The following is a 15401-nucleotide window of genomic DNA, read 5'->3' on the forward strand; positions in this document are numbered from 1 at the left end:
CGTGATCCGGGAAGCTCGAACATTTGATGCCTCAAGTATATGCGCTGCCGGGGCGGGCTGGCGCCCGGCCTAGTCGACCTTGGCGCCCGAGTCCTTGACCACCTTGGCCCACTTGGTGGTCTCGGCGCGGATCAGCGCGGCGAACTGCTCGGGCGTGTTGCCGCTGGGCTCGGCGCCCTGGGCCACCAGCCGCTCGCGCACGGCCGGCGTGCCGAGGCTCTTGGACACTTCCTGCTGGATGCGGTGGATGATCTCCGGCGGCGTGCCGGCCGGCGCCAGCAGGCCAAACCACGAACTGGCCTCGAAGCTGGGCAGGTTCGCGGCCTGGGCCACCGTGGGCACGCCCGGCAGCGCCGGCGACGGCTTGGCGCTGGTCACCGCCAGCGCCTTGAGCTTGCCGGACTTGATCAGCTGCATCGACGACGGCAGGTTGTCGAACATCACCTGCATCGTGCCGCCCGTCATGTCGGTCAGCGCCGGGCCGCTGCCGCGGTACGGAAAATGGACCATGAACGTCTTGGTCTGGGTCTTGAACAGCTCTCCGGCCAGGTGGATCGACGTGCCGTTGCCGCTGGACGCCATGTTCAGCTTGCCCGGATTGGCGCGCGCGTAGGCGATCAGGTCGTTCACCGAGTTGATCTTGTTCTGCTGCGCGAACGCCGGGTTGACCACCAGCACGTTCGGCACGGCCGCCACCAGCGTGATCGGCGCGAAATCCTTGATCGGATCAAACGGCAGCTTGCCGTACAGCGACTGGTTGATGCCGTGCGTGCCGACCGTGCCCATCAGCAGCGTGTAGCCGTCCGGCGCCGCCTTGGCGACGATGTCCGAGCCGATGTTGCCGCCCGCGCCGGGTTTGTTGTCGACCACCACGTTCCAGCCGGGCAGCTTCGACAGCTCGGCCGATACGGCGCGCGCCATGATGTCGGTGGTGCCGCCGGCCGGGAACGGCACGACCAGCCGGATCGGCCGGGCGGGATAGGCGTCGCTGGCATGGACGGACGCCGCGGCCAGCGGCCCCAGGGCGATCGACAGGAACAGCGCGAGGGTGCGCCGGCGGGGTGCGTGCATGGCAAGGTCTCCAGGTATGGCGGCCGGGTGTTCCGGTCTGCAGGCCATTCTAGTTTGGCGGGCGCCACTTCGCGGATGAGGTGAAACCCGTTGAGACATTCACCGTGCGCCATGAAAAAAGGCGCCCGAAGGCGCCTTGGAAGATAAGGAACAATGTCGACGGCGCGAGGCGGTCAGAACTTGTGGCGGATACCGACGGCCACGCCGATCTGGCTGTTCTTGCCCTGCTGCAGGAAGTAGCCGTTGGCAAAGCTCACGGCCGAGGTGTCGAAGTTCAGGCCCGAGTTCTTCACGTAGCCGGCCGTCAGGTAGACGTCCGTGCGCTTCGAGAAGTTGTAGTCGGCCACGAAGCTGATCTGCCACGGGTTGGCCGGGTTGTTCGACGCCAGGCCCGAGGCCGCGCGCAGTTGGCTGATGTCGTCGTAGAAGTACGCCAGCGTCAGGCCCAGCGGCGGGGTGACCTGGTAGTTCAGGCCGGCCCAGTAGTAGTTGTCGCGCTGCAGTTCGGCACCGTCGGCGGCGGTCAGGCGGCCGTAGCGGGCGCCGATCATGCCCTTGAACGGGCCCACCGCGTAGCTGCCGGCCACGCCGATCTTGCGCGAGCGGCCTTGCTGGCCGATCACGACGGCCGGACGCCATTCGTCATAGGCCACGGTCAGGCCGAACGGACCGCTCATGTACAGCAGGCCGGCGCCGCCGCCCGCGTTGTTGTTGAAGTTGCCCGGCACTTCGCCGGCGCCCGCGCCAGCCAGCGGCACGGGGCCGATGGCGGCCACGCCGGTGCCGAAGCTCCAGTGCGCCTCGGCCGTCAGCGGACCGGCCTTGGCCGTGTACTTGACCGTGTTGTCCGAACGGAAGTTGGTGCCAAGCTGCGCCACCACCGGTTCGTAGATCGTCGCGTAGCCGGTCGGCGAGAAGTTCGCGAACATGTCGAACATCGTCGTGTACTGGCGACCGAAGGTCAGGCGGCCCAGCGTGTTGCTCTGCAGGCCGACGTACGCCTGACGACCGAACAGGCGGCCGCCCTGCTGCGAGCGGCCGTCATCGAGGCCGAAACCGCTTTCCAGCACGAACAGCGCCGAATTGCCGCCGCCCAGGTCTTCGGTACCGCGCAGGCCCCAGCGCGAGCCGGACAGGCCGCCACCGGTCTGCAGGCCAACGCGGCTGCCGCCGCCCGGCAGCGATTGCGGGATGCCGCTGGCGTTCAGGCCAGCCGGCGTGGTGTTGACGCCCGGTGCCAGGTGGTTGTTGTATTCGATCGGCACGTCAACGACGCCGTACAGGGTCACGCTCGATTGCGCATTTGCAGCCGTGGCAAAAGCGCTCATCGCGGCAAGCGCGAGTAGCGATTTTTTCATGCTGGGTGATCTCCACTTAAGAATTATTAGTTGAAGCTATGCGGAAGGACCTCCTGTGAGCCCTCTTCATCCTTCCGTGCTTGACTTCCTGGGAAGCTGCCGACCACTCTAGCAAAAGCGCTCTTTTTTTGACCCTGTGGTAAACGTCTTGTCTGGTTTTCACAACTAAGGGTTATTGGGGACCCGGCCTTAGCGAAACCACGCCGTGGCATGGCATGGCGCAAACCTGCACAAAACGGCGCGGGTACAATGCGGGAAATCCCGGAACGGTGCCGAGACAACCCTCTACCCATCAGTGGGGCATCGCGCGTGCCGGCTCCGCAGACTCTCCATTGACACACGCATGGACACGCTGATCAGAGAATTCGACGTGGCGCTGCGCGCCATCGCCGGCGCCACGCGAGGCGGCCGGGACAACCCGGCGGACCGGCTCGCGCCCGACGCGGAGCAGATGAGCCCCGAGGAACGCCGGCACGTGGCCGGCCTCATGCGCATCAACCATGTCGGCGAGGTCTGCGCCCAGGCCCTGTACCAGGCGCAGAAGCTGGCCGCGCACAGCGCGCCGGTCCGCGCGCAGATGGACGCCGCCGCGCGCGAGGAAGAAGACCACCTGGCATGGTGCGCCGAGCGGCTGCGCGAACTGGGTTCGCGGCCGAGCCTGCTGAATCCGCTCTGGTACGCCGGCGCGTTCGCGATCGGCTTTGTTGCGGGCCGGGCCGGCGACCGCGTGAGTCTGGGCTTTGTCGCCGAGACCGAGCGCCAGGTCGAGCACCATCTGACCGGACACCTGGAACGCCTGCCCGCCACCGATGGCCGCTCGCGCGCGATCCTCGAACAGATGCGCGACGACGAAGTCCGCCATGGCGATGCCGCGCGCGATGCCGGCGGCGTGCCGCTGCCCGGGCCGGTGCGCGCGCTGATGCGTGCCGCGTCCCGGGTGATGACCACCACGGCCTATCGCATCTGAGTACATCCGAGCCGGGCGGGCCGTCGCTGCCTGCCCCGCCTGTGGAAAACCGCCGCGAGCCCTTGGCCGGACGGGGCTGGCGGCAAAACGTTGTATCCTTCCCCACGGCGCGGAACGCAAATGTGTCCGCGCCGTCAGCAGTCCCTCCCGCGAGTCGTTCTCAGGTGGTTTCTCTGCTTTGCTCCCCAAGTGCTTCATTTCATTAAGGATTCACTGTTGCGGTGCGTGAAGTTGGCGCGCTAAGTCTTTGTTCTGATTAAAAAAACCCCCTTTTTTGCCCCATCTCGAGCCTTGACCGGCCAAAATGCTTCCTCTAAAGTGGGAAATAGTGTGAGGAAGTGTATTTTTGTGTGATAAACCGACCTCCGTCTGCGATCATTCGCGTCGGAACAATCGGTTGCGGTCAATGACGAATCGACCTGCCAAAGGCTGGAATAGCCGGCGGTTACCGGGGGAAAGAGCTTGTTTCAGGGAGCATCGGCGCTGTCGCTCGATGCCAAGGGCCGGATGTCCATTCCGGCCAGGCACCGCGAGGCGCTGCAATCGCAGGCCGAGGGCCGGGTGACGCTGACCAAGCACCCGGATGGCTGCCTGTTGCTCTTTCCCAGGCCCGAATGGGAGGTCTTTCGCGGCCGCATCGCGGCGCTGCCGATGGATGCGCATTGGTGGAAGCGCATCTTCCTGGGCAACGCCGCCGACGTGGAGATGGACGGCGCAGGCCGCGTGCTGATCGCACCGGAGCTGCGCAGTGCCGCCATGCTCGACAAGGAAGTGATGCTGCTCGGCATGGGCAGCCATTTCGAAGTCTGGGATGCCGCCACCTACGCCGCCAAGGAACAGGCGGCGATGGCGCAAGGCATGCCGGACGCATTGAAGAATTTCTCTTTCTGAAGAGGTCATGACCCCTACCGAAACGCCGGGGACCACCGCCCTGCGCCATCGCACCGTGTTGCTGGACGAGGCCGTCGACGCGCTCGTCTGGCGGCCCGACGGCGCCTACGTGGACGGCACCTTCGGAAGAGGCGGTCACAGCCGGGCCGTGCTGGCGCGGCTTGGGCCGGCCGGCAGCCTCGTCGCCTTCGACAAGGATCCGGCAGCAATCGCAGAAGCGGGCACCATCAAGGATGCCCGCTTCTCCATTGAGCACGCGAGCTTTGCGGACATGGGCACCCGGCTGGCCGGGCGACCCCGCGTGGCTGGCGTACTGCTCGACCTGGGAATCAGCTCGCCCCAGATCGACGAGGCGGCGAGGGGATTTTCCTTTCGTTTCGAGGGCCCGCTGGACATGCGCATGGACACCACGCGCGGCGTCACCGCCGCCGAGTGGCTCGCGCAGGCGGACGAGCAGGACATTGCCAGGGTGATACGAGACTATGGGGAAGAACGGTTTGCTGTACAGATTGCAAAGGCGATTGTTGCTCGCCGGCGCGAACCCGGCGATGGCGGACCAGTCGCCACTACTTCAGAGCTTGCCGCGCTCGTGGCGAAAACCGTCAAGACACGCGAGAAGGGTCAGGACCCTGCGACCCGCACCTTTCAAGCTCTACGGATTCACGTCAATCAAGAGCTTGAGGACCTCGAAAGAGGTCTGACGGCGGCGTACGAACTGCTGCAGGCCGGAGGCCGCCTCGTGGTGATCAGCTTTCACTCGCTGGAGGACCGCATCGTCAAGCGGTTCATGCAGGCGCATGCGCAACCGGGCCGCGACGCGGACCCGGCGCTGCGCCGCGCCCCGCTGCGCGCCGCCGACCTGCCCCAGCCGACCATGAAGCTGCTGGGCCGCTTCAAGCCCGGCGCCGAGGAAGTGGCCGCCAACCCGCGCGCCCGCTCCGCCGTGATGCGCGTGGCCGAAAAGCTCGGAGGCCAGCCGGCATGAACCGCCTGACCTTCTTCCTGCTGGCCGCGCTGATGCTGTGCGCGCTGTCGCTGGTCAGCGCCCAGCACCAGGCGCGCACGCTGTTCGTGGCGCTGGAGCGCGCGCAGGCCGAGGAGAAGCAGCTCGATATCGACTGGGCGCGGCTGCAGTACCAGCAAAGCTCGCTCAGCAAGAGCGCGCGGATTGCCGACGCGGCCCGCGCGCAGCTCAAGATGGCCCCGGCAATGGCCGGCCGCACCCAGTACCTGCAGGGCGTGGTGTTGCCCGATACCCCGCCGGATGCCCAGCAGCCGGCCGGAGGCGCCGCGAAATGAGCCTGGCCCGTCCGTCCCTGAACCGCGCCCGCACCGGCAACAAGCCGCGTGGCGACGCCGCGCGTCCGCGCACCGGCCAGTTCTCGGCCAGCCCGGTCCTGGGCCTGCGCCTGCCGATGTGGCGCTCCAAGTTCGTGGTGTTCCTGATGTTCGCCGCGTTCCTGGCGCTGGCCGGGCGCGCGATGTGGATCCAGGGCCCGGGCAACCAGTTCTACGAGGCCGAAGGCAAGAAGCGCTTCCAGCGCACGCTGGAACTGCCGGCCACGCGCGGCAAGATCCTGGACCGCAACGGCCTGGTGCTGGCCACCAGCCTGCCGGTCAAGGCCATCTGGGCCGTGCCCGAGGACGTGCCGAACGACCTGGAGCCGCAGCGCATGCGCCAGCTTGCCAGGCTGCTGGACATGTCCGAGAAGGAGTTGCGCACCAAGTTCAACGAGGACAAGAGCTTCGTCTACCTGAAGCGCCAGGTGCTGCCCGACGCCGCCGACAAGATCGCCGCGCTCAAGATCGACGGCGTGCACCAGACCCGCGAATACAAGCGCTTCTACCCGGAAGGGGAGGCGATGGCGCACATCGTCGGCTTCACCAACGTCGAGGACAAGGGCCAGGAAGGCGTGGAACTGGCGCGCGAGGGCGTGCTGGCCGGCAGCCCCGGCGCCCGCCAGGTCATCAAGGACCGTCTGGGCCGCGTGGTGGAGGACGTCGGCATTCTCAAGACGCCGCGCGACGGGCAGGACATGCAGCTGTCGATCGACGCCAAGATCCAGTACCTGGCCTACAACGAGGTCAAGGCCGTGGTCGAGCGCAACAAGGCCAAGGCCGCCAGCGCCGTGGTGCTGGACGCGCAGACCGGCGAGGTGCTGGCGCTGGCCAACTGGCCGACCTACAACCCGAACGACCGCAGCCGCCTGTCGGGCGAACAGCTGCGCAACCGCGTGCTGACCGACACCTTCGAGCCCGGCTCGATGATGAAGCCGATCACGGTGGGCCTGGCGCTGCAGCTGGGCCGCGTGACGCCGGCCACGACGATCCAGACGACCGGCAAGTTCACGTTCGAGGGCGCCACGATCTCGGACACCCACAACTACGGCGCGCTCACGGTGGGCGGCGTGATCCAGAAGTCGAGCAACATCGGCACGACCAAGATCGCGATGATGATGAAGCCGCAGGAAATGTGGGACATGTTCACCAGCGTGGGCCTGGGCCAGGCGCCGAAGATCGGCTTCCCGGGCGCCGTGGCCGGCCGCGTGCGGCCCTGGAAGAGCTGGCGCCCGATCGAGCAGGCCACGATGTCGTACGGCTACGGCCTGTCCGTGTCGCTGTTCCAGGTGGCGCACGCCTATACCATCTTCGCGCACGACGGCGAGCTGATCCCGGTGTCGATGTTCAAGACCAACGGCCCGGTCAGCGGCGAGCGCATCCTGTCGCCCCAGGTGGCGCGCGACGTGCGCGGCATGCTGGAAACCGTGACCGCCCCGGGCGGCACGGCGCCGGAAGCCCAGGTCATGGGCTATCGCGTGGGCGGCAAGACCGGTACCGCGTACAAGCACGTGGGCCGCGGCTACGACCGCAGCAAATACCGCGCGTCGTTCATCGGCCTGGCGCCGATGTCCAACCCGCGCGTGATCGTGGCGGTCAGCGTGGACGAGCCGACCGCCGGCAGCCACTACGGCGGCGCGGTGGCCGGCCCGGTCTTCTCGGCGATCACCGGCGGCGCGCTGCGGTCGCTGAACGTGCAGCCCGATTCCCCGATCCGCCAGCTCATGGTCACCGACAAGGTGCAGGAAAGCGAACCGCCCTGGAGCGCCACGCCATGACGGCAACGCCGATGCTCCCGATCGAGGTGTCCACCCAGGCCAGCAACGCGCTGGCCTGGCTGCGTACGCACGCCCCGGCCGGCGCGCGCCTGACCGGCGACACGCGCCGGCTGCGTCCGGGCGACGTGTTCTTCGCGTACGTGCTGGGCAACGCGCGGCTGTCGACCGACGGGCGTCCGCATATCGATAAGGCCATCGCCGCCGGCGCGTCGGCCGTGGTCTACGAGGCCGACGGCTTCGACTGGCCGCATGGCGACGCCGTGCCGCATCTGCCGGTGTCGCGCCTGCACTGGCTGGCCGGCCCGATCGCGGCCGGCTGGTACGGCATCGCCAGCCGCAACCTCGCCGTGACCGGCGTGACGGGCACCAACGGCAAGACGTCGTGCTCGCAATGGCTGGCGCGGCTCCTGCAGGCCACCGGCACGCCGTGCGCGACCATCGGCACGCTGGGCACCGGCTTCCCGGACGCGCTGCAGCTCACCGGATTCACGACGCCCGACGCCGTCCAGCTCCAGGCCAGCCTGGCCGAGCTGCACGACGCCGGCGCGCGCGCCATCGCCATGGAGGTGTCGTCGCACGGGCTGGAGCAGGGCCGCGTGGCCGGCACCGGGTTTGCCGTGGCCGTGCTGACCAACCTGACGCAGGACCACCTGGACTACCACGGCTCGATGGCCGAGTACGAGGCGGCCAAGGCGCTGCTGTTCCAGTGGGACGGGCTGCGCGCGGCCGTGATCAACCGCGACGATGCGATGGGCACCCGGCTGCTGGCCGGCAACGCCGCCGCCGTCAGCGCGCCGCAGGTCATCGAATACGGCATCGACGGCAAGGCCGGCGCCACCACGGCCCGTGGCCAGTGGCTGCGGGCGACCGACGTGCGCGCCACGGCGTCGGGCACGGCGTTCCGCGTCGATGGCAGCTTCGGCAGCGCCGACGTGGCCACGCCGATGATCGGCACCTTCAACGTCAGCAACCTGCTGGCCGTGCTGGGTGCCGCGCTGGCCCAGGGCGTGGCCTGGGATGCCGCGATTGCCGCGCTGCGCACGCTGGCGCCGGTCGACGGCCGCATGGAACTGTTCGGCGGCCACGATGCGCCGCTGGCCGTGGTCGACTACGCCCACACGCCCGACGCGCTGGCGCAGACGCTGGCCGCGCTGCGCCCGGTGGCCGACGCCCGCCAGGGCCGGCTCTGGTGCGTGTTCGGCTGCGGCGGCGACCGCGACGCCACCAAGCGCCCGCTGATGGGCGGCGTGGCCGAGCGGCTGGCCGACGAGGTGGTGCTGACCAGCGACAACCCGCGCAGCGAGGACCCGCTCGACATCCTCGAACAGATTGCCGACGGCATGCAGGACCGCAGCCGCGCGCGGCTGATCGAGGACCGCGCCGCCGCGATCCTGCAGGCGATCCGGCACGCCGCCCCGGCCGACGTGGTGCTCGTGGCCGGCAAGGGCCATGAAGCCACGCAGGAGATCCAGGGCCGCAAGCGGCCGTTCTCCGACCGCGAACATGTGCGCCTGACCCTGGGCACGCGGGGAGTATCGGCATGAATGGAACCCCGATGACGACTTTGCAGCAAGCCGCCGGCTGGATGGCCGGCGCGCGTATTTCAGACGATGCCGCGCGTGCGTTCTCGCGCGTGCATACCGACAGCCGCACCGTGCAGCCCGGCGACCTGTTCGTGGCGCTCAAGGGCGAGCGCTTCGACGCGCACGACTTCCTGGCCGATGTGGTGGCGCGCGGCGCCGCCGCCGTGCTGGTGAGCCGCGACCCGGGCGTCGACGTGCCCGCGCTGGTGGTGCCCGACACGCGCATCGGCCTGGGCGAGCTGGCCGCCGGCTGGCGCCGCCAATTCACGCCGCCCACGGTGGCCGTGACCGGCAGCAACGGCAAGACCACGGTCAAGGAAATGATCGCGGCCATCTTTGCGGCGGCCGTCGGCGAGGCCGACAGGCTGGCAACCGGCGGCAACCTGAACAACGACATCGGCCTGCCGCTGACCGTGCTGCGCCTGCGCGCGCACCACCGGCTGGCCGTGCTGGAACTGGGCATGAACCACCCGGGCGAGACGGTCTACCTGGCCGGCATCGCCCAGCCCACCGTGGCCGTGATCACCAACGCCCAGCGCGAGCACCAGGAGTTCATGGTCAGCGTGGAGGCGGTGGCGCACGAGCACGCCAGCGCCATCGCGGCCCTGCCGGCTGACGGCGTGGCCGTGTTTCCGGTGGATGCCGAGAGCGGCGGCGAGCACGCGGCAATCTGGCGCCAGGCGGCCGGCAGGCGGCGCGTGCTGGCGTTCGGCACCGACGCGTCGGCCGACGTGCGGGCCAGCGTGTCGGTCCAGGCAGGCGTGCAGGTCATGCATGTGGTGGCGGAGGACAAGGCGTTCGACTTGCGCCTGCCGCTGCTGGGCGCCCACAACGTGCGCAACGCGCTGGCCGCCACGGCCTGCGCACTGGCCGCCGGCGTGGCGGTCGATGCCATCCAGCGCGGCATTGCCGGCTTCGCGGCCGTGAAGGGCCGGCTGCAGGTCAAGCACACGCCGGCCGGGACCGTGGTGATCGACGATACGTACAACGCGAATCCGGACTCGATGCGCGCCGCCATCGACGTGCTGGCCGGCTTTGCCGCGCCGCGCGTGCTGGTGATCGGCGACATGGGCGAGGTGGGCGACCAGGGCCCGGCATTCCATCGGGAAATCGGCGCCTATGCGCGCGAGCGCGGCATCGAGACGCTCTGGGCCACCGGCGAACTGGCCAATCACGCGGTGCAGGCGTACGGCGCCGCGGGCCGGCATTTCGCCACGGCGGATGCGCTGGCGCAGGCGCTGCAGGCAGACGGGGAGGGTGTGGTGGCCGGTGCGGCCGCCGTGCTCGTGAAGGGATCGCGCTTCATGCGCATGGAACGGATGGTCGACGCGCTGGTCGCATCACCTTCCGCTCATTAAGAAAGAAAGACGATGTTATTGGCTCTGGCCCAGTGGCTGCAAAACGATTACAGCTTCCTGCGGGTCGTCAACTACCTGACCTTCCGCGCGGTGATGGCCAACCTCACCGCGCTGGTAATCGGCCTGGGCTTCGGGCCGTGGGTCATCCGCCGGCTGACCGAGCTGAAGATCGGCCAGGCCGTGCGCACCATCGGCCCGCAGACGCACCTGGTGAAGTCCGGCACGCCGACGATGGGCGGCGTGCTGGTGCTGATCTCGATCTGCGTGTCGACGCTGCTCTGGAGCGACTGGGGCAACCGCTTCATCTGGGTGGTGCTGCTGGTGACGATCGGCTACGGCGCCGTGGGCTGGGTGGATGACTACCGCAAGGTCGTTTATCGCGACCCGCGCGGCATGTCGAGCCGCGAGAAGTTCTTCTGGCAGACGCTGATCGGGCTGGTGGCCGCGGTCTACCTGGCGTTTTCGGTGTCCGAGGCCAGCAACGTGCGCGTCTGGAGCCTGTTCCTGGGCTGGATCGAAGGCGGCATGTTTGCCGACGTGCCGTACAAGATGAACCTGATCGTCCCGTTCTTCAAGGAGATCAGCTACCCGCTGGGCGTGACCGGCTTCATCGTGCTGACGTACCTGGTGATCGTCGGCTCCAGCAACGCGGTGAACCTGACCGACGGGCTGGACGGCCTGGTGATCATGCCCGTGGTGCTGGTGGGCGGCGCGCTGGGCGTGTTCGCGTACGTGATGGGCAATGCGGTCTACAGCAAGTACCTGCTGTTCCCGCACATCCCGGGCGCGGGCGAGCTGCTGATCTTCTGCTCGGCGATGGCCGGGGCGGGGCTGGCGTTCCTGTGGTTCAACGCGCACCCGGCGCGGGTGTTCATGGGCGACGTGGGCGCGCTGGCGCTGGGCGGCGCGCTGGGCACCATCGCCGTGATCGTGCGCCAGGAAATCGTGCTGTTCGTGATGGGCGGCATCTTCGTGGTGGAAACGCTGTCGGTGATGCTGCAGGTGACGTGGTTCAAGTTCACCAAGAAGCGGTTTGGCGAGGGCCGGCGGCTGTTCCGCATGGCGCCGCTGCACCACCATTTCGAGCTGGGCGGCTGGAAGGAAACCCAGGTCACCGTGCGGTTCTGGATCATCACCATGTTGCTGGTGCTGATCGGCTTGTCGACGCTGAAGCTGCGCTGACGCGGCGCTGATGCGGCGGAAATCTCTCTCTACGGACTGAAAAGGCAGGAAATCGAAGTGTTCGGCGTGTTGCAGAAACCTCATGTGCTGGTACTTGGCCTCGGCGAATCGGGGCTGGCCATGGCACGCTGGTGCGGCCTGAACGGCTGCCGCGTGCGCGTGGCCGACACCCGCGAGGCGCCCGCCAACCTGGCCTTCCTGCAGGCCGAACTCCCGTCGGCCCAGTTCGTCGGCGGCCCGTTCGCGGATGCCCTGCTCGACGGCATCGGCCTGGTGGCGATCAGCCCGGGACTGTCGCCGCTGGATCCCGCCACGCAGGCGCTGCTGGACGCCGCCCAGGCGCGCGGCATTCCGGTCTGGGGAGAGATCGAACTGTTCGCGCAGGCACTGGGCTACCTGGAAGCCACGTCCGGCTACGCGCCGAAGGTGCTGGCGATCACCGGCACCAACGGCAAGACCACCACCACCGCGCTGACCGGCCGCCTGATCGAGCGGGCGGGCAAGACCGTGGGCGTGGCCGGCAACATCAGCCCGTCGGCGCTGGACAAGCTCTCGGCATGCATTGCCAGCGCCACGCTGCCCGATGTCTGGGTGCTCGAACTGTCGAGCTTCCAGCTGGCCTACACATTCTCGTTGGCGCCGCACGCGGCGACTGTGCTGAACCTCACACAGGATCACCTGGACTGGCACGGCTCGATGGAGGCCTACGCGGCCGCCAAGGCGCGCATCTTCGGCCCGGCCGGCAAGGGCTGCGTGCAGGTGCTGAACCGCCAGGACCGCCTGACGATGGACATGGCCCGCCCGGGCACCGCGCTGGTCACCTTCGGCACAGACCTGCCCGAGACGGTGGGCAGCTACGGCGTGCTTCGCGACGGCGGCATGCCGTGGCTGATCCTGGCCGAGCCCGACCACGAGGCCGAAGCCGACCAGAAGCCGCGCCGCCGCAAGAAGGACGACACGCCCGAGGCCGCCCTGCCGGTGCGCCACAAGCGGCTGATGCCGGCCGATGCGCTGCACATCCGCGGCATGCACAACGCCACCAACGCCATGGCGGCGCTGGCGCTGTGCCGGGCGATCGACCTGCCGCTGAACGCGCTGCTGCACGGCCTGCGCGAGTATCGCGGCGAGCCGCACCGCGTGGAATGGGTGGCGACGATCGACGACGTCGAGTACTTCGACGACAGCAAGGGCACCAACGTCGGCGCCACGGTGGCGGCGCTGAACGGGCTGGACAAGCGCGTGGTGCTGATCGCCGGGGGCGAGGGCAAGGGCCAGGACTTCTCGCCGCTGGCCGCGCCCGTGGCCCAGTACGCGCGCGCCGTGGTGCTGATCGGCAAGGACGCCGGCGAGATCCGCGCGGCGCTGGCCGACACCGGCACGCAGATCGTTGACGCCGACTCGCTGGAAGCCGCCGTCGAGGCCGCCGCGCGGCTGGCCGAGGGCGGCGACGTGGTCCTGCTGTCGCCGGCGTGCGCCAGCCTGGACATGTTCCGCAACTACGTCCACCGCGCGCAGGTGTTCCGCGGCGCGGTGGAAGAACTGGCGCTGTCCCGGGGGATCATGCCATGAGCGACACGCAGGTCAAGCGCAGCGGATTCATCGGCGCCACCATCGGCAGCGCCTGGGGCGGCCTGCGCGACGCGGTGTCGGGCGTCAAGCCCACGCGCTCGCGGATGATGGAGTACGACCAGCCGCTGCTGTGGGTGGCGATCGTGCTGCTGACGTTCGGCCTGGTGATGGTCTACTCGGCGTCGATCGCGCTGCCGGACTCTCCGCGCTACGCCAACTACCGCGAGGCCCACTTCCTGGTGCGGCACGCGTTCGCGCTGTTCATCGGGCTGTCGATGGGGCTGGTGGCGTTCCAGATCCCGGTGAAGGTCTGGGACAAGTACGCACCCAAGCTGTTCATCGTCGCGCTGGTGCTGCTGGTGCTGGTGCTGGTGCCGTTCGTGGGCAAGGGCGTGAACGGCGCGCGGCGCTGGATTCCGCTGGGCATCATGAACTTCCAGCCGTCGGAGCTGATGAAGCTGGCCGTGGTGCTGTACGCGGCCAACTACACGGTGCGCAAGCAGGAATGGATGCAGACCGTCTCCAAGGGCTTCCTGCCGATGGGCGTGGCCGTGGTGGTGGTGGGCATGCTGCTGCTGCTGGAGCCGGACATGGGCGCGTTCCTGGTGATCGCGGCAGTGGCGATGGGCATCCTGTTCCTGGGCGGCATCAACGGCAAGCTGTTCGCGGGGCTGGTGGGCGTGGCGGTGGGGGCGTTCGGGCTGCTGATCACGGCGTCGCCGTGGCGCCGCGAGCGGATCTTCGCCTACCTGAACCCGTGGGAAGAAAGCAACGCGCTGGGCAAGGCGTACCAGCTCACGCACTCGCTGATCGCGTTCGGGCGCGGCGAATGGACCGGCGTGGGCCTGGGCGGCAGCATCGAGAAGCTGCACTACCTGCCCGAGGCGCATACCGACTTCATCCTGGCCGTGATCGGCGAGGAATTCGGCTTCGTCGGCGTGCTGGTCATGATCGTGCTGTTCTACTGGCTGGTGCGCCGCTGCTTCAACATCGGCCGCACGGCGCTGCAGCTCGACCGCACGTTCGCCGGGCTGGTGGCCAAGGGCATGGGCGTCTGGATCGGCTGGCAGACCTTCATCAACATGGGCGTGAACCTGGGCCTGCTGCCGACCAAGGGGCTGACGCTGCCGCTGGTGAGCTACGGCGGCTCGGGCATCCTGATGAACTGCGTGGCGCTGGCCATCGTGCTGCGGATCGACTACGAGAACCGGGTGCTGATGCGCGGGGGCAAGGTATGACCGACGGCCGCACCCTCCTCGTCATGGCGGGCGGCACCGGGGGCCACGTGTTCCCGGGGCTGGCCGTCGCGCACGCGCTGCGCGACGAGGGCTGGCGCGTGGTCTGGCTTGGCAACCGCACGGGCATGGAAGCCACGCTGGTGCCCAAGCACGACATCCCGATGGAATTCGTCCAGTTCGGCGGGCTGCGCGGCAAGGGCCTGCTGACCAAGTTCCTGCTGCCGCTGAACCTGCTGCGCGCGTTCTGGCAGAGCCTGGGCGCGCTGCGCCGGGTCAAGCCGGACGTGGTGCTGGGCATGGGCGGCTACATCACGTTTCCGGCCGGGATGATGGCGTCGCTGCTGGGCCGGCCGCTGGTGCTGCACGAGCAGAACTCCATCGCCGGCCTGACCAACAAGGTGCTGGCCAGGGTGGCGGACCGCGTGCTGTGCGCGTTCCCCGATGCGCTGCCGGACAGCGAGTGGACCGGCAACCCGGTGCGGGCCGAGCTGGCGTCGATTGCCGATCCGGCGTCGCGCTACGACGGCCGGACCGGCCCGCTGCGGATTCTCGTGGTGGGCGGCAGCCTGGGCGCCGCCGCGCTGAACGACGTCGTGCCGAAGGCGTTGGCGCTGCTGCCCGAGGCCAGCCGGCCGGTGGTGACGCACCAGGCCGGGGCAAAGCAGATCGACCAGCTTCGCGCGAACTACGCGGCAGCGGGCGTGGCCGGCGAGACCGTGCCATTCATCGACGACATGGCGGCGGCCTATGCCGACGCCGACCTGGTCATCTGCCGCGCGGGCGCGATGACGGTATCCGAGGTGGCGGCCGCCGGGGTGGCCGCGCTGTTCGTGCCGTTCCCGCACGCGGTGGACGACCACCAGACCACCAACGCCCAGTTCCTGTCGAAGCAGGGCGCGGCGTTGCTGGTGCAACAACATGCGTTGAACGCGGAGGGCCTGGCGCAGACGCTGGCCAGCCTGGACCGCGGGCAACTGAAGGACATGGCGCGCGCTGCGCGCCACCTGGCGAAGCCGGACGCCACGCGGCGCGTGGCCGAAATCTGCCGCCAGATGGCAAGGTAAATCG

13 protein-coding genes are annotated in these 15401 nt (G+C 68.8%); 11 read left to right on the forward strand and 2 right to left on the reverse strand.

All coding sequences use genetic code 11. The annotated features are described in order from the left end of the window. Positions 1-69 precede the first annotated feature (69 nt). Together EHF44_RS07665 and EHF44_RS07670 are read right to left on the reverse strand one after the other, a co-directional pair. On the reverse strand, positions 70-1071 hold the full coding sequence (locus tag EHF44_RS07665; protein ID WP_124683189.1) for a Bug family tripartite tricarboxylate transporter substrate binding protein: 1002 nt from the start codon (positions 1069-1071) through the stop codon (positions 70-72). A 173-nt stretch (positions 1072-1244) separates the two neighbouring features. Further along, positions 1245-2429, reverse strand: coding sequence for a porin (locus tag EHF44_RS07670; protein WP_124683190.1), 1185 nt, complete (start codon positions 2427-2429; stop codon positions 1245-1247). A 343-nt stretch (positions 2430-2772) separates the two neighbouring features. Here EHF44_RS07670 and coq7 point away from each other — a divergent pair, with 343 nt between their 5' ends. The 11 genes from coq7 (at position 2773) to murG (ending at position 15397) form a co-directional block, all read left to right on the forward strand. Then, a complete protein-coding gene (gene coq7 / locus EHF44_RS07675) occupies positions 2773-3396 on the forward strand; it encodes a 2-polyprenyl-3-methyl-6-methoxy-1,4-benzoquinone monooxygenase (protein WP_124683191.1) in 624 nt (207 codons plus the stop codon). A gap of 462 nt (positions 3397-3858) precedes the next feature. Then, on the forward strand, positions 3859-4287 hold the full coding sequence (mraZ, locus tag EHF44_RS07680) for a division/cell wall cluster transcriptional repressor MraZ (protein WP_124683192.1): 429 nt from the start codon (positions 3859-3861) through the stop codon (positions 4285-4287). A gap of 7 nt (positions 4288-4294) precedes the next feature. Further along, positions 4295-5272 carry a 16S rRNA (cytosine(1402)-N(4))-methyltransferase RsmH gene (gene rsmH, locus EHF44_RS07685; RefSeq protein WP_124683193.1) on the forward strand — a complete coding sequence of 326 codons (978 nt, stop codon included), beginning with the start codon at positions 4295-4297 and terminating at the stop codon, positions 5270-5272. Continuing rightward, a complete protein-coding gene (gene ftsL / locus EHF44_RS07690) occupies positions 5269-5586 on the forward strand; it encodes a cell division protein FtsL (protein WP_124683194.1) in 318 nt (105 codons plus the stop codon). The genes rsmH and ftsL overlap by 4 nt, the downstream gene beginning before the upstream one ends. Continuing rightward, complete coding sequence (locus tag EHF44_RS07695; protein WP_124683195.1) at positions 5583-7403, forward strand: peptidoglycan D,D-transpeptidase FtsI family protein; 1821 nt, start codon at positions 5583-5585, stop codon at positions 7401-7403. The genes ftsL and EHF44_RS07695 overlap by 4 nt, the downstream gene beginning before the upstream one ends. Then, positions 7400-8947 carry a UDP-N-acetylmuramoyl-L-alanyl-D-glutamate--2,6-diaminopimelate ligase gene (locus tag EHF44_RS07700; RefSeq protein WP_124683196.1) on the forward strand — a complete coding sequence of 516 codons (1548 nt, stop codon included), beginning with the start codon at positions 7400-7402 and terminating at the stop codon, positions 8945-8947. Before EHF44_RS07695 ends, EHF44_RS07700 begins: the two co-directional genes overlap by 4 nt. After that, entirely contained in the window at positions 8944-10344 is a 1401-nt protein-coding gene (locus EHF44_RS07705) for a UDP-N-acetylmuramoyl-tripeptide--D-alanyl-D-alanine ligase (protein ID WP_124683197.1), read from the forward strand. The genes EHF44_RS07700 and EHF44_RS07705 overlap by 4 nt, the downstream gene beginning before the upstream one ends. Positions 10345-10356: 12 nt before the next feature. Beyond that, complete coding sequence (gene mraY, locus EHF44_RS07710; RefSeq protein WP_124683198.1) at positions 10357-11526, forward strand: phospho-N-acetylmuramoyl-pentapeptide-transferase; 1170 nt, start codon at positions 10357-10359, stop codon at positions 11524-11526. Between the two features lie 57 nt (positions 11527-11583). Continuing rightward, the gene (murD, locus tag EHF44_RS07715) at positions 11584-13095 is read left to right on the forward strand and encodes a UDP-N-acetylmuramoyl-L-alanine--D-glutamate ligase (protein ID WP_124683199.1); all 1512 of its coding nucleotides are present in this window, start codon (positions 11584-11586) and stop codon (positions 13093-13095) included. After that, entirely contained in the window at positions 13092-14333 is a 1242-nt protein-coding gene (gene ftsW / locus EHF44_RS07720; RefSeq protein WP_124683200.1) for a putative lipid II flippase FtsW, read from the forward strand. Before murD ends, ftsW begins: the two co-directional genes overlap by 4 nt. Beyond that, entirely contained in the window at positions 14330-15397 is a 1068-nt protein-coding gene (gene murG / locus EHF44_RS07725; protein ID WP_124683201.1) for an undecaprenyldiphospho-muramoylpentapeptide beta-N-acetylglucosaminyltransferase, read from the forward strand. Before ftsW ends, murG begins: the two co-directional genes overlap by 4 nt. Positions 15398-15401 lie beyond the last annotated feature (4 nt).

It is taken from the genome of Cupriavidus pauculus, assembly GCF_003854935.1.
Classification (GTDB): domain Bacteria; phylum Pseudomonadota; class Gammaproteobacteria; order Burkholderiales; family Burkholderiaceae; genus Cupriavidus; species Cupriavidus pauculus_C.